This window comes from Cryobacterium sp. TMT2-4, from assembly GCF_004402575.1.
GTDB lineage: Bacteria > Actinomycetota > Actinomycetes > Actinomycetales > Microbacteriaceae > Cryobacterium > Cryobacterium sandaracinum.
This window is the reverse complement of sequence record NZ_SOGE01000001.1, coordinates 146,255-166,754: the sequence shown is the minus strand read 5'-3', so window position 1 is coordinate 166,754 and position 20,500 is coordinate 146,255. Positions and strand designations below refer to the sequence as shown.

Genomic DNA, 20,500 nt, shown 5'->3' with positions numbered 1-20,500 from the left:
AGGTTTCTGACTGTCTAGGAACAGAAACTCAAGGGGCAGGAAAACGGCGTGCGGTCTCTAACTTTATGGCGGACTTTGCTGGGTGTCGATAAGACGGTCGTTGAGGACAACGCGGTCGACTCAATCGAACCATTTCCCGGAGGACTTCGGGCGTTGCTCTCCGAACCAGGCCTGTCCGTCGACGCCAGTGCGCAGCGGCACGGGCTCAGGGCAGACAACTCTTTGCTGTTTTGAACTTTCCTAGTCTTCTGCGGCCCGTGATGTCGCCCAATCCAATGAGTGCCGAACCTGGGTGGCGGTGAGTCGTGTGGTGCCACCGCAGTTGGTGCACTCGTTGGCGTACGACTTGGCAAGGGGAAACAATGGCACTAAGAACAGCGTAAGCTTCGTCGACTTTTTCACCACCCGCTGCTGGGCCAGAGTCCCACAATATCCGCACACAAACGAGACAACATTTATCACGGCACGATGCGCACGCGTGCCGAAGAGAAGGAACACGATCTACTTCCCCGATTGCGCGGCGGGATCGGACACGGAGTCGGACTTCTTATGTCGAGGCCGGTCGAACTCATCGGCGTCTAAACGATTCGGGATGGTCACTTTTTCGGGTTCCCTGCGGTCATACGGGACTGCGCCGGCAGATGATTGATGACGTTTGACATTGTGGTCCTTCCAGGTGCACATGGAACGGCTCGACTCTCTTCACCGCGGCCGCGGCAGTGCCGTCAATAATATGTTGGCCCGTCCCATCCGAGGGACATGCCGCAGACACCTCACTGGGTAATCTGCTGGCCGAGGCACCCGTGACCCGGCTGTTCCTGTCCGCTCCAGCGTGCTGGGACTGGGACTGGGTCATCTCAATCATGGCCGCGGTACCGGGGTGGTCACGCGTCGGTGAGCGCTCTCGGGCCCCTCTCGGCACCGCCCTCGGCCCGGAAAGCGAGCCGGCGCAAAGTCTCCACGTTTCGCATACTGATGGCCGGGTCGCGCAGGAAGGAGGGCACGAACCGGCCGGGGCCGGCGGTGGCGTCCTCGGTGATGCGCACGACGCATCCGCCACCTCGTGCCTTCACATTGAGGGCCACGTGGGACTTCCCGATCGGCCAGCCACGGGCCGTGAACAACGCGTGCCCAGGTGATTCCCACTCCAGAGCAGAGGTGGAGTCGTCGATCAGAGCCGGCCAGACGCCCACCGAGTGATGGATGGAGCTTCCGGCTGTCGGCCAGGCCGCGTCGACAGCCCGCATGCGGGAGGCTGCGACGACCCAGCTCGGGTACAGCCAGACGTCAGCGAGGACGGCGAAAACGTTCTCGGGCGGACAGCTCATGGTGCGGTAGGTCACGGCCACTGTGTCACCTATTTCTGGTTAGTCGGGGAAAGATCGGGGGCTGTGCGCACCCCGAGGTCGTGTCGAAGAGCGCTCAGGGCCGCGTACCAGCCGGCCAGGCCGTGCACGCCGGGGCCCGGCGGTGTGGATGACGAGCACAGGTACACGCCGCTCAGGGGGGTGCGCCAAGGGTCAGTGGACAGTACCGGGCGGCGCACGAGTTGGGTCAGACTCACCTCGCCGGCCGAGATGTCACCGCCGACGTAGTTGGGATTGAGCTGTTCCATCTCCGTCGCGGTGCGACCGGCGCTGGCCAGGATCGTGTCACGGAAACCCGGGGCATAGCGCTCGATCTGGCGCACGATCGCTTCGGTCTGGTCGATGGTTGAGCCGCGCGGAACATGGGTGTACGCCCAAAGAGTGTGCTGACCGGCCGGCGCGCGACTGGGGTCGGTGCCGCTGGGCTGGGACACGAGAACATACGGCTCCTCGGCGTGTCCGCCGCGCGCAACGGTGTTCTCGGCTCGCCGGATCTGAGCCCGAGTGCCGCCCACGTGCACGGTGCCAGCCGCCCGCACCCCGGCAGCCTGCCAGGGCACCGGACCCGAAAGCGCGAAGTCGACCTTGGCGACGCCGTTTCCGTACCGGAAGGCGCGCAACCGTCGCGCGTAGGCGCCGGGAAGCTCGCCCTCGGCGAGTCGCAGGAGCGCACGCGGCGTCAGGTCAAGCATCACCACGCGGGCCGGCGGCAGTTCGCTCAGCCGCCGCACCTCGGTCGACGTGACGATCTCACCGCCATGAGCGAGCAGATCGTCGACCAGCGCGGTCACGATCGCGCCGCTGCCGCCGACCGGTATCGGCCAGCCGCCCGCGTGCGCATACGTGGCGAGGGTGAGGCCCGCACCGGCTGTGACGATGCTCGGCATCGACCTGATCGTATGGGCGCTGACGCCGGAGAGCAGGGCAGGCGCGGCTTCGCCCGAGAAGCGCAGGCCCCAGAGCGGGCTGCCCTGTTCGAGGGAGCGTAAGCCGAAGCGCAGCGCGGTGACCGGATGCTTCGGCAGTCGCAGGAGCTGCGCACCGGTGAACTGAGCGACCTGCTCGGCATGCGCCACGAGGGGCGCAAACAACCGACTCCAGGCCGCGCCGTCCCTGCCCAGTTCGGTGACGGTGCGCGTCAAGCTGCGGTAGGCGAGGCCGGCGGTGCCGCCCGGCAGCGGGTGGCCGTAAGAAACCTCGGGAATTGCCAGTTCGATCCGATCCGCGAGCCCGAATCGTTGAAAGAACTCCGAAGCCAGCGCGAGTGGGTGCACGGCGGAGCAGACATCGTGGTGGAAGCCCGGCAAGGTCAGTTCTGCGGTCGCGGCGCCGCCACCGACGCCGGCGGACTTCTCGTAGACGCGCACAGAGAATCCGGCCCGGGCGAGGGTGACCGCGGCGGCGAGGCCGTTGGGCCCGGAGCCGACCACGATCGCATCAACTTCCGGCACTCCTCGGCGCGCAGTCACCATGTCACTCTCCACTCGTCATGGGAAGAGTCTTCCCTAGTGCCCTGACGTCGTTCACAGACACCATGCCGACGACAGCGATTGAGTGTCCCCGGTGCGAACAGTGTGACTGGAAATACGCAAATCTCAGGTTTTCATAAAAACTCACGGTAGTGCTGAGGTGCCTGGACTCGAACCCAAACAACTGACAGTAGTCTCGGCCGTGCGGCCCACCCGCTACAGGGGCAAAATGCCGCGGATTTCCGCGGTTTTGATGTGGCAAGTGCACGCGCTGGCACGGACGAATACGGGCCAACTCTGGTCACGCCAAGGGGTCTTCGGCGCGTTTCTGGTCACATCCTCGCGCGTGTTGTACACAGAGTGAAAGGCCTCTCATAGACCGAAGGCGGCACTGGATGCGCCGCCACATCCGTCATCGATGTGCGATTTTGTCGGCGGCTCGACGCTGGCCGGTGAGCCGAGGTACGAGACGCACGAGGATCACTATGACGACCAGCTCCACGAGGGTCTGGGTCACCACGGCCAGTGCGGCCGCGGACAGGGACTCCAGGAGCGCGAGCGCCAGAGGGAGCATCACCAGGGAATTGCGGGTGGACCCGCTGAAAACGAGCGCGCGGGTCGTCGGCACGTCCAGGCGTGCGAGTCGACTCGCTGACAACCCGACGACGACCATGATGACCGGGAACGCGATGTACAGCGGCACCACCAGCAGAAGCGAGGCGATCCGCATGTCCACCGCCGCGATCTGGGATCCGATCACCACCGCCAGGGTGGCCATCATCAGCGGCACCGTAATAACCTGCAGGACGGCTTCGATTGCCCGGCCGAACCGGTGCCGACGGCCAACCCATTGAACCGTGACCGCTGCCAGCAGGGGAATCACGATCAGGACGAGGAACGCCTCGAGGAACGGCTCGATCTCGATCATCGAGACGGTGTTCGGGCCGGCGAACAGCAGCAGGTAGATGGGAAGTAGAACAATCTGTAGAAGCATCAACAGAGGTGTGGCCGCCAGGAGTCGTTCACGTGCCCCGCCGGCCAGACCGGTGAACACGATCATATAGTCGACACACGGAGTCAGCAGCACGAGCGGGGCACCGAGGAGCAGTGCCCGGTCGCAGGCAACGAATCGTGACGGGCCGAACGCGACCACCGGAACGACGATGAAGTCGACGGCAATCGCGGTGCCCAGAAAACGGATATCCACAATCCGCCGGCGCTCCATCCACCGCACGGGTCCCGCCATCGTGTATACGCACAACGCCCTTACCCTCGCGTCGGATGGGCCGATGTCCGACTCCCGGCGGTGAGCGAAGAAGGATCCACCTTGAGCGCTATCATCGTTTAATGACGATCAAATCTTCGGTTCTGTCCGATGGGTGCGAGCAACGCGATCCTGCGGCGGCGCTGTTCCACTCCCTCAGTGACCCAGCCCGGTTGAGCATTGTGAAGCGAATGGCCGGCGGCGAGGTACGGGTCAGTGACCTTACCGACGAGCTGGGCCTCGCCCAGTCCACGGTTTCGGCGCACGTCGCGTGCCTGCGTGAGTGCGGCCTGGTGGAAGGCCGTATGCAGGGCCGCAGCGTGTACTACTCGCTGTCTCGTCCGGAGCTGATTGACATGCTCGCCCAGGCCGAGGTTCTACTCGCCGCAACCGGCAACGCGGTCAGCCTGTGCCCGATCTACGGCACCGGCAGTACCGGCGTCCCCCTGACAAAGAAGCGCACACCATGAGTGCTGCCTGCGGTTGCAGCGACGAGAAAAACGGGACCAAGGCATCCGAAGAGGAGGAGACCGCCAGTTTCTGGCAGGTGAGCGAGATCCGGGCGGCGGCAGCCTCCGGTGCACTTCTCCTTGCCGCGTGGATCGTCTCGCTGACCGGCGGCCCCCAGGGGCTGCTGCTACCGCTGGAAATCATGGCGCTTCTGATTGCCGCCTGGACATTTGTTCCGTCCACCCTCCGACGACTGCTCAAAGGCAAAATCGGGGTCGGTACACTGATGACGATCGCCGCCGCCGGCGCGGTCGCGCTCGGGCAGTTCGAGGAAGCAGCCATGCTGGCATTCCTCTACGCGATCTCGGAAGGGCTTGAGGAATACTCCCTGGCGAAAACCCGCCGCGGTCTGCGCGCACTGCTGGACCTGGTCCCGGTTGAGGCGATCGTCCTGCGCGACGGCGCCGAGGTCACCGTCGCCCTGTCAGCACTCGCCCCCGGCGACCGCATGGTCGTCCGGCCCGGGGAACGTCTAGCCACCGACGGGAGGATCATCATCGGCCGCACGTCCTTGGACACCTCTGCGCTCACCGGAGAGTCCGTCCCCGTCGAGGCGGGACCGGGAACCGAGGTCTATGCCGGGTCCATCAACGGCACAGGCCCGCTCGAAGTTGAGGTCACCAGCACCGCTGAGAACAACTCGGTGGCCAGGGTCGTTCAGATCGTGGAGGCCGAGCAGTCCCGCAAGGGGCCCGGTCAGCGGCTGGCCGACTCGATCGCCAGCAAGCTGGTTCCGGGCATCCTGATCGTTGCAGTCCTGATCATCATCTTCGGCTTCATCGTCGGCGAACCACTGCTGTGGTTCGAACGTGCGCTCGTCGTTCTGGTCGCCGCCTCGCCCTGCGCCTTGGCCATCTCCGTCCCGGTCACCGTGGTCGCCTCCGTCGGCGCCGCCAGCCGCATGGGCGTTCTCATCAAGGGCGGGGGTGCCCTGGAAACCCTCGGCCGGATCCGCACCATCGCATTGGACAAGACCGGAACCCTCACCCGCAACAAACCCGCCGTGATCGATGTCGCCACCACCGGATCCGCTTCCAAAGACGATGTCCTCTTCCTCGCGGCCGGTCTGGAATCCCGCAGCGAACACCCCCTCGCCCACGCCATTCTCGCCGCGGCTCCGGACCGGGCGTTTGTCACCGACGTGGATACCGTCCCCGGCGCCGGCCTGGAGGGCCGGGTGGACGGGCGACGTGTACGTCTCGGCCGGCCGGGGTGGATCGATGCCGGCCCCCTGGCCGCCGACGTCCAGCGGATGCAAGGGGCCGGCGCCACCGCTGTCCTCATCGAGGACAATGGGCAGGTCATCGGCGCCATCGCAGTCCGTGACGAGCTGCGTCCCGAAACCCGGCAGGTCATAGACCGGCTGAGCGCATCCGGATACACCACGGTCATGCTCACCGGCGACAACCTGGTCACCGCCACCGCCTTGGGGAAGGCTGCGGGCATCACCAAAGTCCACGCCGACCTCCGCCCCGAGGACAAAGCGGAAATCATCCGCACCCTCAAAGCCCGCCAGCCCACAGCCATGGTCGGCGACGGCGTCAACGACGCGCCGGCCCTCGCAACCGCCGACACCGGCATCGCCATGGGCGCCATGGGCTCCGACGTCGCCATCGAAACAGCCGACATCGCCCTGATGGGCGAAGATCTGAACCACCTACCCCAGGTGCTCGACCACGCGCGGAGAACCCGGAGCATCATGCTCCAGAACGTGGGCCTGTCCCTGCTGCTGATCGCCGTACTCATTCCCTTGGCACTATTCGGCACGCTCGGCCTGGCCGCCGTGGTCCTGATCCACGAACTGGCCGAAATCGTCGTGATCGCCAACGGCGTCCGGGCGGGCCGGCTGAGCCGCAGAACCGCGCTGGGAGCCGCGCAGTCCGCCCCAGCACTGGAAGCGGCAGCGTGAACGCCGAAGCCACGCTCTCGCGCGGGGTGGCCCCCGACCTGGGGTTGATCAGCATCCGGCTTCTCTACAACTCCCGCGCGTCCGCCGGGACGGCACGAGGATTCAGGTCCGCGCATATCGGCTGGGTGGCCGTGCGGGCCGCGACCGACGCGGCGATCAACGTGCATCTGGTCCCGTAGACCATTACCGCGATCACCGGTCTGGTCAATGCAGCGCTGACCGTGTACACCATCCCTTCGGCGCTGGGCATGTCAGGACCTTCCACGCAGGCACGGCCCAGCGATTCAGCGGAGACGCCAGAAACTTCATCGACCGGCTCGACAGGTGGACACTCGTAGCCTGGCCGTATCAGCCACCGCAACGTGCTCGCCCGTGTGTAACACACTGCGCATGAATGCATGAGGATGGTTGCACACTCGGCCCAGAAAGTGAGTATGTCGAGTTGGCCGTGGAGGTCTTCGCGATGCTCGCCGACGCCACGCGCATCCGGGTCATACTCGCGTTGCGGGACTCGAACTGTCGGTAAACCAACTGGCGAAAATCGTCAACAAGTCCCAGGCCGCCGTATCGCAGCATTTGGCGAAGCTGCGCCTCGCCCGCATCGTGACTACCCGGCGCGAAGGAACCCGGGTGTTCTATCGCCTCGCAAACGAGCACGCCCGCCAGCTTGTCCCCGACGCCATCTTTCAGGCCGAACACGCCCTCGATGGCGTTCCGGCCCACCACCGGCACCCGCACGACACCGCCAGCACAGACCTTGAGGTGGACGCGCATGCGTAACGTGTTGCGGAACACCGCCTACCGAAAACTATTCAGCGCCCAGGTTGTGGCGCTGATTGGCACCGGCCTGCTCACCGTCGCACTGGGGCTGCTCGCCTTCGATCTGACCGGCGGGGATGCCGGCATCGTCCTGGGCAGCGCCTTGACGATCAAGATGCTCGCCTATGTGGGCGTCGCCCCGGTCGTGTCCGCGCTCACCAGCCACGTCCCCCGCAAGGTGCTGCTGGTGTCCTCAGATGTTCTCCGGGCCGGGGTTGCGATCTCGCTCCCGTTCGTCACCGAGGCCTGGCAGATCTACCTTCTCATTTTTGTGCTGCAGGCCGCTTCCGCGACCTTCACGCCCGCGTTCCAGGCGCTGATCCCGGATGTTCTTCCTAAGAAAAGCGAATACACGCGGGCGTTGGCGCTGTCCCGTCTGGCCTACGACCTGGAATCCCTGCTCAGTCCCATCCTGGCGGCCGCGCTCCTGATCGTGATCAGCCACCATTCCCTGCTCGTGGGAACAGCGCTCTGCTTCGTCGGCTCGGCCACACTCGTGCTCTCCACCACCCTCCCGGCGATGAGATCCACCGCAGCCGCCCCGTTCGTCGACCGGCTCACTCGAGGCGTGCGCGTGTTCTGGCGCACCCCGCCGCTCCGTGCACTGCTCGCGATGAACCTCGTCGTCGCCGCGTCTACCGCGATGGTGATCGTCAACACCGTCATCCTCGTGCACAACAGCCTCGAACGAACCCAGGTCGATTTCGCGATCACCCTCGCCTGCTACGGACTCGGCTCCATGCTCGTCGCCCTCAACCTGCCGCGGGTGCTGGATCGCTATCCGGATCGACGCGTGATGCTGACCGGATGCGCCATCCTCCCGAGCGGGCTCGTCGCCGTCGCGCTGCTGGTCCTGGCTCAGGACTCCGCGCCGGCCTGGCCCGGCGTGCTCACGGTCTGGTTCGTTCTCGGCGCCGCGACCGCACTGATCCTCACGCCGTCGGCCCGGCTCCTCCGCCGCTACTCCGACGACACCAACCGGCCAGCGGTCTTCGCCGTCCAGTTTTCGCTCTCCCACGCCTGCTTCATCATCACCAACCCGCTGGCCGGGATCCTCGGGGCAACGCTCGGACTTGCCCCGACTGCCCTCGTCCTGGCCGCTATCGCCGTACTCGCCGGGCTCGCCGGGCTCGCCGGGCTCGCCGGGCTCACGGCGGTCCGGTCGTGGACATCGGCGTCAACACGGCTTCAGAAGGCCAATAGGTGAAGGACTACGGCTTCGTGTGAGTCAACATGCCTGAGACTTCGATCTGCCCTCGTGTCCCGACTGTGACGCCGACCTTGTCGAGGTGCAGGTCCGCGGTGGCGGGTCTACGTACGGTGGCCACGAGGAGCTTGCTGGTCCGGATTGTCTCCTTGCCGGTGGCGCTTGTCACCTCGGCGATCACGTCGCGGGTGCCCTCGGATTCTTCCTGCGACACCAGCCGGGAGCGCACCCGGACGGTCATCTCGCAGCCGAGCCGGGAGAACAGTTGTGCTTGTTCGAGGGCCACGTAGCCCCCCGGACCAGCAATGACTCGGGCACTTCGTCTAGCTCCATGGCGTTCGCCGAGGTCAGGTAGCCCACCTCGGACAACGCCTCAATGGGTGGTGCCCACGGGGCGGAGCCGGTGGCCACGAGGTACTGGTCCGAACGCATGGTTTCCACGCTGCCGTCGTCCGAGGTGATCTCCAGTAGCGGCTCCTCCGTAGTTCCCGTGAACGTTGCTTCGCCGTGACGGAAGGCCCAATCGTATTCGGCGATCAAGTCCCCCCTAATTGCTGGCCCGCATCGTGTTGACCAGAGCGCGCTTGCCCTCGATTAACTCCTTCATATCCACCGGCTCCGCAGAGGCTGCGATGCCGGGGAATCGCCTCGCATCCAAGGCAACATGGCGAGCTTCGGCGGCCGCCAACAAGGCCTTCGACGGCATTCATCCCGTATTGACGCAGGTGCCTCCGATAGTTGCACGCTCGACCACTACCACTTGCTTGTCAAGCCTGGTCGCCAGGATCGCGGCCGCGAATGCTGCACCACCGGAACCGATGATCGCCAAGTCAAAGTCGGTCGGCGTTGTTTTACACATGAATCCTCCAAGTGCTTCCAATCGGCAATCGCGCTGCCGCCGCGCAGTGCGGTGTGCACGGACCTCAAGTCTCGACCTTCCTCACGGCTGGAAGGTCAAGCCGGACCACGAGTCCGGTCATGGCAGGGGCACAGGGTGCGCATAGGAGGAACGGCTGATGTGGCCGGGATGACGGCGAAAACGCTGCGCTATGTCGAGGATCGAGGCTTGCTTCCTCCGCCGGACAGGATGCGATCCTGACGAGATCTGCAGCTACCTGAAGACCTCGCGTCGAACACATTGAACCGTGCCATGGGCTGCGGGACCAGCGGCATCGGAGAGCATGTGCTCTGACCGCCGGTCGCCGCGACCGCATCAGCAGCCGATGCGCAGGCGCGTTTTTGCTCAGGCCTGTTTAGAAAGCAGTATTATCGTAAATAATACAATTCGACAAATCATGGTCTCGCTGAGGGTCCGTCCGAAGAGACAACGGCATGAGTGACGGGAATGCAATGAACAGAAGACGTGCACTGGCCATGGGCGCGATCCCCCTGGTCATCGTGGCGGCCGCGACGGCAATTCTGATGACCACAACCGATGACCCGGAGGCCCGGGTAGCCATGCATGAGGTCTCGTGACTGGAACGGTCTGGGTCGCCAGCGAAGATGGCGCCAGCCTGACAGCCATCGACGCGGCCTCGAACAAGGTCGCAACCACCCTGACCGGTCTTAAGAGCCCACACAATGTGCAGGCGACAGCCGATGGGGAGTCCGTGTGGGCCGTCAGTGGATCCACGTCTATGGCGATCAAGCTCGACGCATCTACGTTGGCTGTGACGGGAATGGTCGCCACCGGTGCCATGCCTGCTCACGTTGTCGTCACTCCGGATCTCACGACGAGTTACACAACCAATAACGCTGACGACACCGTGACGGCAGTCAATGCCTCGACGATGCAGTCGGTGGCCACCATCCCCGTCGGGACAGGCCCACACGGGCTCCGGCCAAGCCCCGATGGAAAATGGATTTACGTCGCCAACATCGGCGGAACGATTCTGGGCGTCGTCGATACCGCAACCAACTCACAGGTCGCAGAGATTGAGGTCGGCGCGGCGCCCGCCCAAGTGGCATTCTCACCGGACGGACGCTTCGGGTACGCCTCGCTCAGCGGGGAAAATGCCGTTGCCAAGGTAGACGTGGCCACCCGCAAGCTGATCGGAAAGACCGCGGTCGGCTCCGGGCCGATCCAGACGTTCGTGAGCTCGGACAACAAGTACCTATTGGTAGCCAACCAGGGCACCGACGACGAACCATGCACAACAGTCTCGATCCTGAGTGTCGATACATTCAAGGTTGTGAAGAGCGTGAAGACGGGCGACGGCGCCCACGGCGTCGTCATTGACCCCTCCAGCCGACACGCGTACGTCACCAACATGGCCGCAGACACGGTCGCCGTCCTCGATCTGAAGTCGCTCACCGTTGTGGCACGTATCCCGGTCGGATCCACACCAAATGGAATCAGCTTCTCAACGCAAACCGTCGAACCGTCCCCGGAAACAAAGTTGGAGCTTCCGGTGGTTTCTGGCGACTCGTCGACGATGAAGCACCAGGTACTTTCAGGCGCTGGCGGCGCAGTGCGCATGGGGGAGGTTAGGAGCGGACCAATCGTGCGATTGCGATTGAAGCTTCCTTGATCTTGGCGTCGCCTTCTTCACCGCCGGCAGCGACAGCGGCAACAACACAGTGGCTCATGTGGTCCTCGAGTAAGCCCAAGGCCACGGACTGCAGAGCGCTGGTCATAGCTGATATCTGCGTCAGAATGTCGATGCAGTACAGCTCATCTGCAACCATTCCCTGCAATCCCCTGGCCTGTCCTTCGATTCGTCGGAGGCGCTTCACATACGCGTCTTTGCTCGATATATAGCCGTGCGGGCCAGCGTGGGTTGTCATCGCGCTCTTGTCGCTGAAATCACTCATTGGTGTGTGTATCCGATCTGGTCTGCCCCGCGCGATCCTGGTGGCCTGCCGGCGAGTGGTGGCACTTTGAATTTTCCGAGTATACCCCCGGGTGGTATACCTCACACGCGGCGGGGTGACCAACTGTGCGCACCGATCTCATGTTGACCGGGTACCCCCCTGGGGTATACCGTGGGTGTATCCCCTGGAAGTACGTCCCGACGGTTGCTTCGATCGCCGGGGGAACGAAAGGAATCGCGAATACTATGTCGACGTCGAATAAGAACGACCTTGGTCTTACTGACTCTTCGTGCACGTGCGGGTCGCACGATCACAAATCCGAGCGCACCGCAGAACCTACCGGCATGACCACCACTTTCCAGGTATCGGGAATGACCTGCTCTCACTGTGTGAAGAGCGTGACGGCCGAAGTGGGCCAGGTCGCCGGAGCCGAAGCCGTGGACGTTGACCTTGTTCCGGGCGGCGTCTCCGTGGTCACCGTCTCCAGCTCCAGACCCCTCGATCCCGCCGCTGTGGCCGCCGCCATCGATGAGGCAGGCTACGAACTGGTCACGGCGACACGATGAGTGGAGAGCAGGTCGACCTTCTCGTCGGCGGCATGACCTGCGCCTCATGCGCGGCGCGAATTGAAAAAAAACTCAACCGGATGCCCGGGGTCGAGGCATCGGTGAACTACGCCACCGAGAAGGCCAGTGTCCTCATCCCTGACGGCACGACGGTTGAGGATGCCATCGCGGTGATTGAGGAGACCGGATACACGGCCGCACGTCCGAAACCGCCTGAGGCTCCGACACTCGATGTGCCCACGGACCAAGACCGCGAAGTGGCCAGCCTGCGCCAGCGGCTGATCCTGTCCGCCGTGCTCGCCACCCCCGTGCTCCTGCTCTCGATGATCCCCCCGCTGCAATTCACCAATTGGCAATGGCTGGCTCTCACCCTTGCCGCCCCGGTCGCCGTCTGGGGAGCATGGCCGTTCCATCGCGCTGCCTGGGTGAATTTGCGCCACGGTGCTGCGACTATGGACACCCTGATCAGTATCGGAGTGCTCGCCGCACTCGGCTGGTCGCTATACGCTCTCTTCCTGGGGATGGCTGGAGTCCCGGGCATGACCATGGCCTTCAGCTTTACCGCCACCCCGGGAAGCGGTGCCGATGAAATCTACCTGGAGGTCGCATCCGCCGTCACGGTGTTCATCCTGGCCGGCCGTTACTTCGAGGCCCGTGCGAAGAAACAGTCTGGTGCCGCGCTGAAGGCGCTGCTCGAACTCGGGGCGAAAGAGACGACCCTTCTGCGGGATGGTGTCGAGACCACCGTCCCCACCGCGTCGCTGGTCGTCGGCGACCAGTTCGTCGTCCGTCCCGGCGAGAAGATCGCCACGGATGGAACCGTTGTAGAAGGTAACTCGGCGATCGACGTCAGCATGCTCACCGGCGAGTCCGTTCCGGTCGAGGTCGGGCCCGGCGCAGCCGTGGTCGGCGCCACCTTGAACTCGGGTGGTCGCCTGGTCGTGCGGGCCACCCGCGTTGGCGCGGACACGCAGCTCGCCCAGCTAGGCCGCTTGGTCGAACAGGCGCAGACCGGTAAGGCCGAGGTACAGCGCCTCGCCGACCGGGTCTCAGCGATCTTCGTCCCGATCGTGATCGGGTTGTCGCTGGCCACCCTTGTGGTCTGGCTGCTGCTCGGAGCAGGGACCGTCGTCGCATTCACCGCGGCCGTGGCAACGCTCATCATCGCGTGCCCGTGCGCGCTCGGCTTGGCGACCCCGACAGCTCTGCTCGTGGGCACCGGGCGTGGTGCGCAGTTGGGCATCCTGATCAAGGGACCCCAGATTCTCGAATCAACCCACCGGGTAGACACCATCGTGCTCGACAAGACCGGCACGGTCACGACCGGCCGGATGACGCTCGTGGCCGCCGTTCCCGTCGCTGGTGGAGACGAGCAGCTCCTGCTTCACCTCGCCGGAGCCGCGGAAACGGGTTCCGAACATCCCATCGCCCAGGCGATTGTGTCTGGTGCCCGGGAACGCGCCGGCGAACTACCGTCACCCGAGTCCTTCGCGTCGACGGACGGTCTCGGCGTTCAAGCCCTGGTCGGCGGTCGGGTCGTTCTCGTGGGACGTCCGCGCTGGCTGACGGAACAGTGGACTATCCCGCTTCCGTCAGAGCTCGAGACGGTGCTGGCCGCCTTCGAGGCACAGGGTCGAACCGCGGTCGCCGTCGCCTGGGACGGCCAGGCCAGGGGTATCCTCGCCGTCTCTGACGTCGTCAAAGACACCAGCGCTGCCGCGATCGCGGAGTTCCGTCGCCTGGGTCTGCAGCCGGTGCTCCTCACCGGCGACAACGAGGCCGTCGCGGCCTTCGTTGCGGCTGAGGTCGGTATCAGCGACGTTCGTGCCGGTGTGCTGCCGGCCGAGAAAGCGCAGATCATCCGGGAGCTGCAGAGCGAGGGTCGCGTGGTTGCCATGGTCGGCGACGGCGTGAACGACGCTGTGGCACTGGCCACCGCGGACCTGGGCATTGCGATGGGAACGGGAACGGATGTCGCCATCGAGGCCAGCGATCTGACCCTGGTCAGAAGCGACCTCATCGCAGCAGCTGATGCGATCCGACTCTCCCGGCGCACCCTGTCGACCATCAAGGCCAACTTGTTCTGGGCCTTCGCCTACAACGTGGCGGCGATCCCGCTGGCTATGCTGGGCTTGCTCAACCCGTTGATCGCCGGCGCGGCCATGGCACTGTCATCTGCTTTCGTGGTGAGCAACAGCCTCCGGCTGCGCGGCTTTCGCGGACTCAACGTGGCGGGTGCCCCGATACCTACCGGAACGCTCACCGCACATCCTGCCACCATCAAGTGACCTGCGAGATCGCATTCACAGGTCGAGCAGTGTGAAAGTCGATACTGTGGAGGGGTATGCGCGGGAACCAACTGCGACAGGAACGGGACCGGAGGCGACATGAAGCTGGATAGCACAGCACACGTGGTTCCCCGCACGAGGCCTGTCCTCCTGTCTGGTTTGGTGGCGTTGGTCGCCATGGCCGGACTCCTGTTCGGTGTGCTGGCCATGAACTCCACGCATGCCAGTCACGAGACGGGTGGGACCGCAGTTGCATCTGACCCCACCGCGCAGGTCGGTGTCTCCCCCGTTGTCACGGCGGGCGCTGTCTCGGCGGTTTCCGTCATCGCACACACCGGTCTCGGAGTCGTGGATTGTTCCGATTGCATGTTGGACTGTGCGATCCTCGCGATGACCTGCACCATCCTGCTGGTGCTCGCTTCGCTGATCCTGCTGGCTCGGTTACCGTCAACGTACCGCAGGCTGTTCGACGCGGGCGGGCACATCGCTCGGCTCTCTCACCGCCTCGTCCTGGATATTCACAGGCCGAATCTGACCATTCTTTCCATCAGTCGCATTTAGACCGAACCGCCGCCGACGCGCCCTCATGGACGCGTGGCCTCCTCGCGCCCGCCGGCGCCTCGGTTTCTCAAGTCTGACTAATGAATGGAAAAACAATGCTCAAATCACGTAAGTACCTTCTGACGGGGGCGGCCCTTGCCGCCGTGCTCACGCTCAGCGCCTGCACCAACGGGACAACCCCCGACAGTTCGTCCGGGTCGTCCAGCACCTCCACTGCGTCCGCTTCTTTCGGGTCGGCTGATGTGACTTTCGCACAGATGATGATCCCCCACCACGAGCAAGCCGTCGAGATGAGCGAGGACATCCTCGCCAAGGACGAGGTCGACGTGCGCATCACCGACCTCGCCACGCAGATCAAAGCCGCCCAAGAACCGGAAATAGAGCAACTCAGAGACTGGCTCGCCGAGTGGGGCACCGATGAGACCAGCACCGGCGGCATGGATGGGATGTCGGGGATGGGTGACGGTTCCGACGGAATGATGTCCGACGACGACATGATGGCCCTCGAAAATGCGTCGGGCCCGCAGGCCGGCGAGCTATACCTGGAACAGATGATCGTCCACCATCAGGGCGCGATCATGATGGCGGAGCTGGAACTGGATGAAGGTCGAAACGAGGACGCCAAGGCCATGGCGTCGAACATCGTCACGAGCCAGACCGATGAGATCGATGTCATGAAGGACATCCTCTCCACCCCGTAGGACCCCTCACCTTCCCCGGCGGTAAAGCCTATCGAGACCCGTCGCCGTCTGCGGGCGGCAGAAAAACACCAGCGTCATCGGCAGCCCCGCAGGCTGGCACACAAATCGCGCCGACAACAGTCCGACCGACCGGCTCCGCCACCAGTGCGGCGGCGATTGTTCGGCGTCGTGGCGATGGCCTTCGTCGCGCTTTTCGCCGTCAGTGTCTCGCTCCCCGCTCTCGTTGCAAAACCCGGCCCGGCCGCGGCGAATCCACAGAGCCAACTGGCCGCTGACGCGCCCCAGGTCGTGCCCATCAACGAAGCAGACACCGTCAGCGTCCTGCGCGACGTTTTCACCGTGGGACGAGTGCAGAAGCCGTAGCCAGGCGCCTATAACCAAAGGTCGGGCACCTATGTCAAGGACGTGACTTCGCCAGTTCAGCGGCCGTTCACAGTCGGGGTCTTCATCACGACGGACTGCGGTCCGCGCGTGCCGTCCTGCGACCGCTGCTCGAGCTTCAACAAGGGCCTGGACATGAATCCCGGCGTGAACACTCCCAGCCAGGCAGTCGCGGACGGCATCGTGAAGGACGTCTCGGCAACCGACGCCAGCGGACTCGGCGTGTGCGCCATCATCGAGCACATGATCGACGGCCGCCTGGTCTCGCGATGGTGGCAGTGGGCGTTGCCACCCTGGGGGCTGGAAAATGATGCTACCGATGCCCTCCGCGCGCGGCGGCGGAACGAGCATCGGCTCGGTGTACGGACTCGGAGTGTTCTCCGGTGCCGCCAGCGCGTGCTGCGCCCCAGTCCTCGCCGATGTGGCGGCGCTCTCCGGTGCCGCTTCGTCTTTCGCGGCCGCCGCCGCAGTGGGCGTCGCCTACGTATTCGGGATGGTCGCGCCCCTGTGCGCCTTGGCGTTGGCGTGGGACAGAAAAGACTGGGGAGCCAGTCGCCTGCTCGCGGCCACGACCATTCCGATCGGGCCCGGGGCCCGGTGGCGGTAGCCCGTGGGAACAGTGCTCTCAAGCGGGTTGATGATCGCCATTGGCGTGCTCACCGTCGTCCTCGCGGTGTAGGGACCCGGCATGGCACCGGACGGGTGGCAGGTTGAACTTGCCGCAGCACTGGGGCACTGGGCCGCCGTCATCCAGCAGTTCCTGGCCTTCATTCCAGGGTGAATCTCGACGCTCGCCGTCTTCGCCGCTCTCGGCGCTTTGGTCTGGACGGCGCTCCGCAGCCGAAAGCACGCAGCCACGCCGACCGCCTCCGGCAACCGACCCGACCAGGCGCATACGCGCGCCCAGACAGAGGAGTCACAGTAATGGCATCACGGAAGAAAGGCCGTCCGGGCATACGCCCGCAGTCACGCGCCAGGAGCACCGGGTTGCGCCGGGCAACGATGGTCGTGGGCATCTTGGCGGTTGCGGCAGCCATCCTGGTAGTCATGGAAAGCACTTGGAACGGGACCCCCACGGCTGTGGAAAACACCGCCTCCATCAATTACGCCGTGGGTGCTCCCGGCCCGGGCGCGGAAGCCCCCGACTTTTCTCTCGCTTCCACGGCCGGGGGGACGGTCAATCTCAGCGACTACCGTGGCGAGTCCGTTCTGCTCTTTTTCCATGAGGGGATCGGGTGTCAGCCGTGCTGCGACCAAATCCGCGGTCTGGACGCCGCCCAGACCGAGCTGCAGTCTGTCGGCGTCGATCAGCTCCTCACCATCACCAGCGGGCCGGTGGACCTGATCGCCCAGAAAATGGCCGACGACAAACTGACGGCGGACGCTTTGGCCGACACCCGTCTGGATGTCTCCCTGACTTACCAGACCAACAAGTGAGGAATGATGGGTGAATCCCGCAACGGACACAGCTTCATCCTGGTTGGGCCGACGGGGGAAATTGAGTGGCGCGCCGACTACGGCGGCCCGCCTAACTACACCATGTACGTGCCGGTAGACGAGATCCTCACCCAGATGCAGGCTCTCCGGACCGACGCCTGATGCGAATCACCGTACTGACGCAAGCCTCGTGCCACGCCTGCGATCAAGCCAAGCTGGTAGTGTCCCGACTCTCCGCGGACTACTCCTTTCAGGTCGAGGCGATCGGCCTGGACACCGATGAAGGCCGGGCTCTGGCCGCTCGGAACGGCATCATCTTTGCCCCCGGCATCCTGATCGACGACGTCATGTTCAGCTACGGGAGGCTATCGGAGAAGAAGCTGCGGCTCCAGCTGTCCCGCCCCGACGTAGCCGCCCAGGGGCAGCCGGGCTCGAACGGCAGCTCACAGAACGTTGCCGTACACCACAATGCACATCAGCAATAGAGAGGACCGTCCAAATGGAACACCCGAACACAGAGGACAGAGCACATCGGCAGGCGATCGTTGCGGCCGCACGAGCACAGCTGAAGCGGGGCGAGCGGCGTCGGAGCTTCTGGATCTACGGCTTGGGCACCGTCGTCGCAATCACCCTCGTGGCGACCGTTGTCTCCATCTTCATCGTCAACCAGAAAGACCAGGACGCGGCGAGATCGGCAGCAGACAAGCCAATCAGTGGCGTGGAGAGTTCTGATGGATTGAGCCGCGACCACGTGGTCAACGAGGTTGCGTTTCCGACGCTTCCCCCCGTCGGCGGAGATCATTCGGCCGAGCTGACAAACTGCGGCGTGTACACGAAGCCGGTAGACACCTGGCGGGCCGTGCACTCGCTCGAGCATGGCGCGGTGTGGGTCACCTACCGATCCGATCTGCCGCAAGAGCAGATCGACACTCTGACGGCTGATGCCGAGTCGAACCCATACGAACTCTTGAGCCCGTATCCTGACCTCCCCGCCCCGATTGTCGCCAGCGCCTGGGGAAAACAACTGCAACTGGACAACGTGGATGACCCCCGCCTGCAGTTGTTCCTGCAGACCTACCTACAGGGCCCACAGACACCCGAACCCGGCGCACCCTGCTCTGGTGGCGTCCAGGGCTGATCGGCACGGGATCCCGCGGGCGCAGCAGGGACCGTACGTTACTATGGAAGGTAGTTGATTAGGGGTTTTCGTTTCCATTAGAGCGTAGAAGGGAACAACCCATGGTGCGCCCACTCGGCACGCTGGAACAGCACGTCATGGATCGCATCTGGTCCTGGGGGCGCCCGGTCGCCGTTCGCGAGGTGCTGGAGGATCTCCAACGCGAGCGCACACTCGCCTACACAACGGTAATGACAGTTATGGACAACCTGCGCCGCAAAGGCTTTCTGACTCGGGAGAAGGACGGCCGTGCGTATCTTTACCGACCTGCGCAGACTCGTGAGCAGCACACTGCCGCGTTCATGGGGGAAGTCCTTGCCGGAGGAGCTGACACTTCGGTGACATTTTTGCACTTCCTCGACCATATTCCGCCAGAGGAAGTCGCCAGCCTCCGTCTTGCCCTTGACGAGCACCTTCAGGGTCGCACAAGCACCGCGCCATGATTGCTCCAGCCGTTTTGGCGGTCCTCGCCGTGATTCTGGCCGTCCTGGGGCCGACCCTATTGCGCCGGATGTCGTGGTTCGAGCGGTCTCCCCGGATCGGGATCACTGCGTGGCAAACGCTGAGCGTCTCAATTGTTTTGGCGGTGCTGCTTGCCGGTTCGAGCCTGGCCATCCCCGCGATTCCCTGGACCATCAACCTCGCCGACTGGATCCGTACCTGCGCGATGGCCCTCCTCGCGCAATACTCCACGCCAGGCGGTGCCGTGGTCAGCGCCACCGGCGCTGCCGCCGCAAGTGCCATCCTCGTCCGGGTCGCCTATTGCCTGGCCGCGGACCGGGCAATCGCAGCCCGTAACAGGAAAGTACAACTGGACGCCCTGGCCCTCATTGCGCGACCCCACCTCCGATACGACGCTCTCGTCGTCGACCATCAGGCCGCCGCCGCGTACTGCCTACCAGGCAGGGTCCGTCAGGTCGTCTTGACCAGTGCCGCCCTGTCGGCGTTGGATCACAATCAGCTCCTCGCCGTTCTGGCCCACGAACGGGCCCACCTGCGAGGACGCCACGACCTCATCCTCGCGGCGGCCGACGCGCTACAGCATGCATTCCCCCGTGTCCCAGCATTTCGAACCGCACGCAGAGAACTGGGCCGGCTCGTCGAGATGCTCGCCGATGACAGTGCGGCCCGTCATAGTGACCGGACCACAGTCGCCACCGCCTTGGTGCGCCTGGCCGAACACGGGCTGACCCCCGCGGCGGCCCTCGGTGCTGGCGGAGAATCAGCTCCCAGCCGAGTCAGGAGACTTATTTCACCGACTCGGCCCCTCGGCGCCGGGAAGACAACCGTCGCTGCTTTGGCTATGGGATTGTTGATCGCATTGCCCTTGTTCCTCGCCATCGCCCCCGCATCCGCAGCGGGAACAATGGACCCGTGCCCGGAGGACGAGCAGTCCTTGACGATGTGATCGACGCTGCGCATTCCCCCGGAAGCCCGGATCTCACACTGCAACCGCACTGACGGCCATCGAACAGGTGTTGAGGCTGAATAAGAACCTCAATTCGGCAGATGCAGCGTGTCCACCTCCGCGCGCAGTGTGGTCAACTCCATTTCATCGGCCGCCGACAGCGACTTCGGCGCATCAGCTGTCGTCTTCCCTCGCATCATGAACCACATCATCAAGCCCATAGCCGCTGGGCAGGCCAGGAGGGCCAGACCATAGAGCGCCGTACTCACCGTGACGCCTCCAGGCTTTTATTGCCAGCCTCCGACGAAGCGTCGCCAGCCGGGTGATGGGCCATCATCTGCTCGTGCATTTTCGCCATGCCGGGTGCACCGGCTGTCATGTCAGCCGTGTCGGACATCCCGTCCATCATCTGTTCGTGCATTTTCACCAGGCCAGGTGCTCTGTGCATCGCGGCCATGTGTCCGCGGGCGCTATCCTCGGCCTGACCCGCCGGGGCCGGAGGGCTGCTGCCCTCGGCCGCGTAGGCCGGAGCGACGGTGCCTGCTGCAAGCAACGCTCCAGCGGCCAGGGAGATGATCCAGATTCGTGAGCGCATGAGCGCCTCCTTCTTTGTCTACTATCT

Annotated in this window: 27 protein-coding genes and 1 pseudogene; 19 read left to right on the top strand and 9 right to left on the bottom strand. The window is 64.5% G+C overall.

Annotation, left to right across the window (positions count from 1 at the left end; all coding sequences use genetic code 11):
• Positions 1-240: 240 nt before the first annotated feature.
• The 4 genes from E3O54_RS16700 to E3O54_RS00845 form a co-directional block, all read right to left on the bottom strand.
• Positions 241-441 (bottom strand): zinc-ribbon domain-containing protein, encoded by a 201-nt coding sequence (locus tag E3O54_RS16700; protein WP_255570146.1) that lies wholly within the window; start codon positions 439-441, stop codon positions 241-243.
• 443 nt (positions 442-884) lie between these two features.
• Positions 885-1,349, bottom strand: coding sequence for an SRPBCC family protein (locus E3O54_RS00855; RefSeq protein ID WP_174720165.1), 465 nt, complete (start codon positions 1,347-1,349; stop codon positions 885-887).
• A gap of 8 nt (positions 1,350-1,357) precedes the next feature.
• Positions 1,358-2,839, bottom strand: coding sequence for an NAD(P)/FAD-dependent oxidoreductase (locus E3O54_RS00850; RefSeq protein ID WP_134400737.1), 1,482 nt, complete (start codon positions 2,837-2,839; stop codon positions 1,358-1,360).
• A 409-nt stretch (positions 2,840-3,248) separates the two neighbouring features.
• Positions 3,249-4,061, bottom strand: a complete 813-nt coding sequence (locus E3O54_RS00845) for a bile acid:sodium symporter (RefSeq protein ID WP_241976706.1) — start codon at positions 4,059-4,061, stop codon at positions 3,249-3,251.
• A gap of 122 nt (positions 4,062-4,183) precedes the next feature.
• Here E3O54_RS00845 and E3O54_RS00840 point away from each other — a divergent pair, with 122 nt between their 5' ends.
• From E3O54_RS00840 to E3O54_RS00820, 5 genes and pseudogenes are all read left to right on the top strand, one after another.
• Entirely contained in the window at positions 4,184-4,570 is a 387-nt protein-coding gene (locus tag E3O54_RS00840; RefSeq protein ID WP_134371653.1) for a helix-turn-helix transcriptional regulator, read from the top strand.
• Complete coding sequence (locus tag E3O54_RS00835) at positions 4,567-6,519, top strand: cation-translocating P-type ATPase (RefSeq protein ID WP_134400735.1); 1,953 nt, start codon at positions 4,567-4,569, stop codon at positions 6,517-6,519. The genes E3O54_RS00840 and E3O54_RS00835 overlap by 4 nt, the downstream gene beginning before the upstream one ends.
• On the top strand, positions 6,516-6,698 hold the full coding sequence (locus E3O54_RS00830) for a hypothetical protein (RefSeq protein ID WP_134400734.1): 183 nt from the start codon (positions 6,516-6,518) through the stop codon (positions 6,696-6,698). The genes E3O54_RS00835 and E3O54_RS00830 overlap by 4 nt, the downstream gene beginning before the upstream one ends.
• 215 nt (positions 6,699-6,913) lie before the next feature.
• Positions 6,914-7,299: pseudogene (locus E3O54_RS00825) on the top strand (ArsR/SmtB family transcription factor).
• Positions 7,292-8,545: an MFS transporter gene (locus tag E3O54_RS00820; protein WP_134400733.1), complete on the top strand. Its 1,254-nt coding sequence runs from the start codon at positions 7,292-7,294 to the stop codon at positions 8,543-8,545. The pseudogene E3O54_RS00825 and the gene E3O54_RS00820 overlap by 8 nt, the downstream one beginning before the upstream one ends.
• A 4-nt stretch (positions 8,546-8,549) precedes the next feature.
• Here E3O54_RS00820 and E3O54_RS17240 read toward each other — a convergent pair whose 3' ends face one another.
• Positions 8,550-8,831: a hypothetical protein gene (locus E3O54_RS17240; protein WP_134400732.1), complete on the bottom strand. Its 282-nt coding sequence runs from the start codon at positions 8,829-8,831 to the stop codon at positions 8,550-8,552.
• 1,064 nt (positions 8,832-9,895) lie between these two features.
• Here E3O54_RS17240 and E3O54_RS17115 point away from each other — a divergent pair.
• Together E3O54_RS17115 and E3O54_RS00805 are read left to right on the top strand one after the other, a co-directional pair.
• On the top strand, positions 9,896-10,021 hold the full coding sequence (locus tag E3O54_RS17115; protein WP_255570123.1) for a hypothetical protein: 126 nt from the start codon (positions 9,896-9,898) through the stop codon (positions 10,019-10,021).
• Complete coding sequence (locus E3O54_RS00805) at positions 10,018-11,076, top strand: beta-propeller fold lactonase family protein (protein WP_134400731.1); 1,059 nt, start codon at positions 10,018-10,020, stop codon at positions 11,074-11,076. The genes E3O54_RS17115 and E3O54_RS00805 overlap by 4 nt, the downstream gene beginning before the upstream one ends.
• Here the strand turns inward: E3O54_RS00805 and E3O54_RS00800 are convergent.
• Positions 11,033-11,359, bottom strand: coding sequence for a metal-sensitive transcriptional regulator (locus E3O54_RS00800; RefSeq protein WP_166785345.1), 327 nt, complete (start codon positions 11,357-11,359; stop codon positions 11,033-11,035). The two genes, E3O54_RS00805 and E3O54_RS00800, sit on opposite strands and share 44 nt — an antisense overlap.
• A 344-nt stretch (positions 11,360-11,703) precedes the next feature.
• On the opposite strand from E3O54_RS00800, the gene E3O54_RS00795 reads away from it, so the two are divergent.
• From E3O54_RS00795 to E3O54_RS00775, 5 genes are all read left to right on the top strand, one after another.
• Positions 11,704-11,925 (top strand): heavy-metal-associated domain-containing protein, encoded by a 222-nt coding sequence (locus E3O54_RS00795; protein ID WP_134341785.1) that lies wholly within the window; start codon positions 11,704-11,706, stop codon positions 11,923-11,925.
• Positions 11,922-14,213 (top strand): cation-translocating P-type ATPase, encoded by a 2,292-nt coding sequence (locus tag E3O54_RS00790; protein ID WP_134400730.1) that lies wholly within the window; start codon positions 11,922-11,924, stop codon positions 14,211-14,213. Before E3O54_RS00795 ends, E3O54_RS00790 begins: the two co-directional genes overlap by 4 nt.
• 99 nt (positions 14,214-14,312) lie before the next feature.
• Positions 14,313-14,774 carry a hypothetical protein gene (locus E3O54_RS00785; protein WP_104102956.1) on the top strand — a complete coding sequence of 154 codons (462 nt, stop codon included), beginning with the start codon at positions 14,313-14,315 and terminating at the stop codon, positions 14,772-14,774.
• Between the two features lie 95 nt (positions 14,775-14,869).
• Positions 14,870-15,475, top strand: a complete 606-nt coding sequence (locus tag E3O54_RS00780; RefSeq protein WP_198411399.1) for a DUF305 domain-containing protein — start codon at positions 14,870-14,872, stop codon at positions 15,473-15,475.
• 174 nt (positions 15,476-15,649) lie between these two features.
• On the top strand, positions 15,650-15,838 hold the full coding sequence (locus E3O54_RS00775) for a hypothetical protein (RefSeq protein WP_166805179.1): 189 nt from the start codon (positions 15,650-15,652) through the stop codon (positions 15,836-15,838).
• Between the two features lie 56 nt (positions 15,839-15,894).
• Here the strand turns inward: E3O54_RS00775 and E3O54_RS00770 are convergent, their stop codons facing one another.
• A complete protein-coding gene (locus E3O54_RS00770) occupies positions 15,895-16,092 on the bottom strand; it encodes a hypothetical protein (RefSeq protein ID WP_134371662.1) in 198 nt (65 codons plus the stop codon).
• An 83-nt stretch (positions 16,093-16,175) separates the two neighbouring features.
• On the opposite strand from E3O54_RS00770, the gene E3O54_RS00765 reads away from it, so the two are divergent.
• The 7 genes from E3O54_RS00765 (at position 16,176) to E3O54_RS00740 (ending at position 19,878) form a co-directional block, all read left to right on the top strand.
• A complete protein-coding gene (locus tag E3O54_RS00765) occupies positions 16,176-16,463 on the top strand; it encodes a hypothetical protein (RefSeq protein ID WP_134400728.1) in 288 nt (95 codons plus the stop codon).
• Positions 16,464-16,780: 317 nt separating this feature from the next.
• Complete coding sequence (locus tag E3O54_RS00760) at positions 16,781-17,293, top strand: redoxin domain-containing protein (RefSeq protein WP_134400727.1); 513 nt, start codon at positions 16,781-16,783, stop codon at positions 17,291-17,293.
• 3 nt (positions 17,294-17,296) lie between these two features.
• Positions 17,297-17,455 (top strand): hypothetical protein, encoded by a 159-nt coding sequence (locus E3O54_RS16135; protein WP_166805178.1) that lies wholly within the window; start codon positions 17,297-17,299, stop codon positions 17,453-17,455.
• Complete coding sequence (locus E3O54_RS00755) at positions 17,455-17,778, top strand: thioredoxin family protein (RefSeq protein WP_134400726.1); 324 nt, start codon at positions 17,455-17,457, stop codon at positions 17,776-17,778. The genes E3O54_RS16135 and E3O54_RS00755 overlap by 1 nt, the downstream gene beginning before the upstream one ends.
• Before the next feature lie 14 nt (positions 17,779-17,792).
• Positions 17,793-18,431 carry a DUF3105 domain-containing protein gene (locus E3O54_RS00750; RefSeq protein WP_104102938.1) on the top strand — a complete coding sequence of 213 codons (639 nt, stop codon included), beginning with the start codon at positions 17,793-17,795 and terminating at the stop codon, positions 18,429-18,431.
• Positions 18,432-18,532: 101 nt separating this feature from the next.
• The gene (locus E3O54_RS00745) at positions 18,533-18,913 is read left to right on the top strand and encodes a BlaI/MecI/CopY family transcriptional regulator (protein ID WP_134371666.1); all 381 of its coding nucleotides are present in this window, start codon (positions 18,533-18,535) and stop codon (positions 18,911-18,913) included.
• On the top strand, positions 18,910-19,878 hold the full coding sequence (locus tag E3O54_RS00740; RefSeq protein ID WP_134400725.1) for a M56 family metallopeptidase: 969 nt from the start codon (positions 18,910-18,912) through the stop codon (positions 19,876-19,878). The genes E3O54_RS00745 and E3O54_RS00740 overlap by 4 nt, the downstream gene beginning before the upstream one ends.
• 89 nt (positions 19,879-19,967) lie before the next feature.
• Here E3O54_RS00740 and E3O54_RS00735 read toward each other — a convergent pair whose 3' ends face one another.
• Both E3O54_RS00735 and E3O54_RS00730 read right to left on the bottom strand, forming a co-directional pair.
• Positions 19,968-20,147: a hypothetical protein gene (locus E3O54_RS00735; protein WP_134371670.1), complete on the bottom strand. Its 180-nt coding sequence runs from the start codon at positions 20,145-20,147 to the stop codon at positions 19,968-19,970.
• The gene (locus tag E3O54_RS00730) at positions 20,144-20,473 is read right to left on the bottom strand and encodes a hypothetical protein (RefSeq protein ID WP_134400724.1); all 330 of its coding nucleotides are present in this window, start codon (positions 20,471-20,473) and stop codon (positions 20,144-20,146) included. Before E3O54_RS00730 ends, E3O54_RS00735 begins: the two co-directional genes overlap by 4 nt.
• Between the last annotated feature and the right edge of the window lie 27 nt (positions 20,474-20,500).

Bases quoted from the DNA above. Each gene is read 5' to 3' on its own strand.
- E3O54_RS00795 (WP_134341785.1), top strand. From the start codon at position 11,704: ATGACCACCACTTTCCAGGTATCGGGAATGACCTGCTCTCACTGTGTG.
- E3O54_RS00760 (WP_134400727.1), top strand. From the start codon at position 16,781: ATGGCATCACGGAAGAAAGGCCGTCCGGGCATACGCCCGCAGTCACGC.
- E3O54_RS00785 (WP_104102956.1), top strand. From the start codon at position 14,313: ATGAAGCTGGATAGCACAGCACACGTGGTTCCCCGCACGAGGCCTGTC.
- E3O54_RS00770 (WP_134371662.1), bottom strand. From the start codon at position 16,092: ATGATGGCGCACACGCCGAGTCCGCTGGCGTCGGTTGCCGAGACGTCC.
- E3O54_RS16135 (WP_166805178.1), top strand. From the start codon at position 17,297: ATGATGGGTGAATCCCGCAACGGACACAGCTTCATCCTGGTTGGGCCG.
- E3O54_RS00845 (WP_241976706.1), bottom strand. From the start codon at position 4,061: ATGGAGCGCCGGCGGATTGTGGATATCCGTTTTCTGGGCACCGCGATT.
- E3O54_RS00850 (WP_134400737.1), bottom strand. From the start codon at position 2,839: ATGGTGACTGCGCGCCGAGGAGTGCCGGAAGTTGATGCGATCGTGGTC.
- E3O54_RS00765 (WP_134400728.1), top strand. From the start codon at position 16,176: ATGCCCTCCGCGCGCGGCGGCGGAACGAGCATCGGCTCGGTGTACGGA.
- E3O54_RS00780 (WP_198411399.1), top strand. From the start codon at position 14,870: ATGCTCAAATCACGTAAGTACCTTCTGACGGGGGCGGCCCTTGCCGCC.
- E3O54_RS00745 (WP_134371666.1), top strand. From the start codon at position 18,533: ATGGTGCGCCCACTCGGCACGCTGGAACAGCACGTCATGGATCGCATC.
- E3O54_RS00800 (WP_166785345.1), bottom strand. From the start codon at position 11,359: ATGAGTGATTTCAGCGACAAGAGCGCGATGACAACCCACGCTGGCCCG.
- E3O54_RS00775 (WP_166805179.1), top strand. From the start codon at position 15,650: ATGGCCTTCGTCGCGCTTTTCGCCGTCAGTGTCTCGCTCCCCGCTCTC.
- E3O54_RS17115 (WP_255570123.1), top strand. From the start codon at position 9,896: ATGAACAGAAGACGTGCACTGGCCATGGGCGCGATCCCCCTGGTCATC.
- E3O54_RS00835 (WP_134400735.1), top strand. From the start codon at position 4,567: ATGAGTGCTGCCTGCGGTTGCAGCGACGAGAAAAACGGGACCAAGGCA.
- E3O54_RS00740 (WP_134400725.1), top strand. From the start codon at position 18,910: ATGATTGCTCCAGCCGTTTTGGCGGTCCTCGCCGTGATTCTGGCCGTC.
- E3O54_RS00820 (WP_134400733.1), top strand. From the start codon at position 7,292: ATGCGTAACGTGTTGCGGAACACCGCCTACCGAAAACTATTCAGCGCC.
- E3O54_RS00755 (WP_134400726.1), top strand. From the start codon at position 17,455: ATGCGAATCACCGTACTGACGCAAGCCTCGTGCCACGCCTGCGATCAA.
- E3O54_RS00730 (WP_134400724.1), bottom strand. From the start codon at position 20,473: ATGCGCTCACGAATCTGGATCATCTCCCTGGCCGCTGGAGCGTTGCTT.
- E3O54_RS00840 (WP_134371653.1), top strand. From the start codon at position 4,184: ATGACGATCAAATCTTCGGTTCTGTCCGATGGGTGCGAGCAACGCGAT.
- E3O54_RS00790 (WP_134400730.1), top strand. From the start codon at position 11,922: ATGAGTGGAGAGCAGGTCGACCTTCTCGTCGGCGGCATGACCTGCGCC.
- E3O54_RS00750 (WP_104102938.1), top strand. From the start codon at position 17,793: ATGGAACACCCGAACACAGAGGACAGAGCACATCGGCAGGCGATCGTT.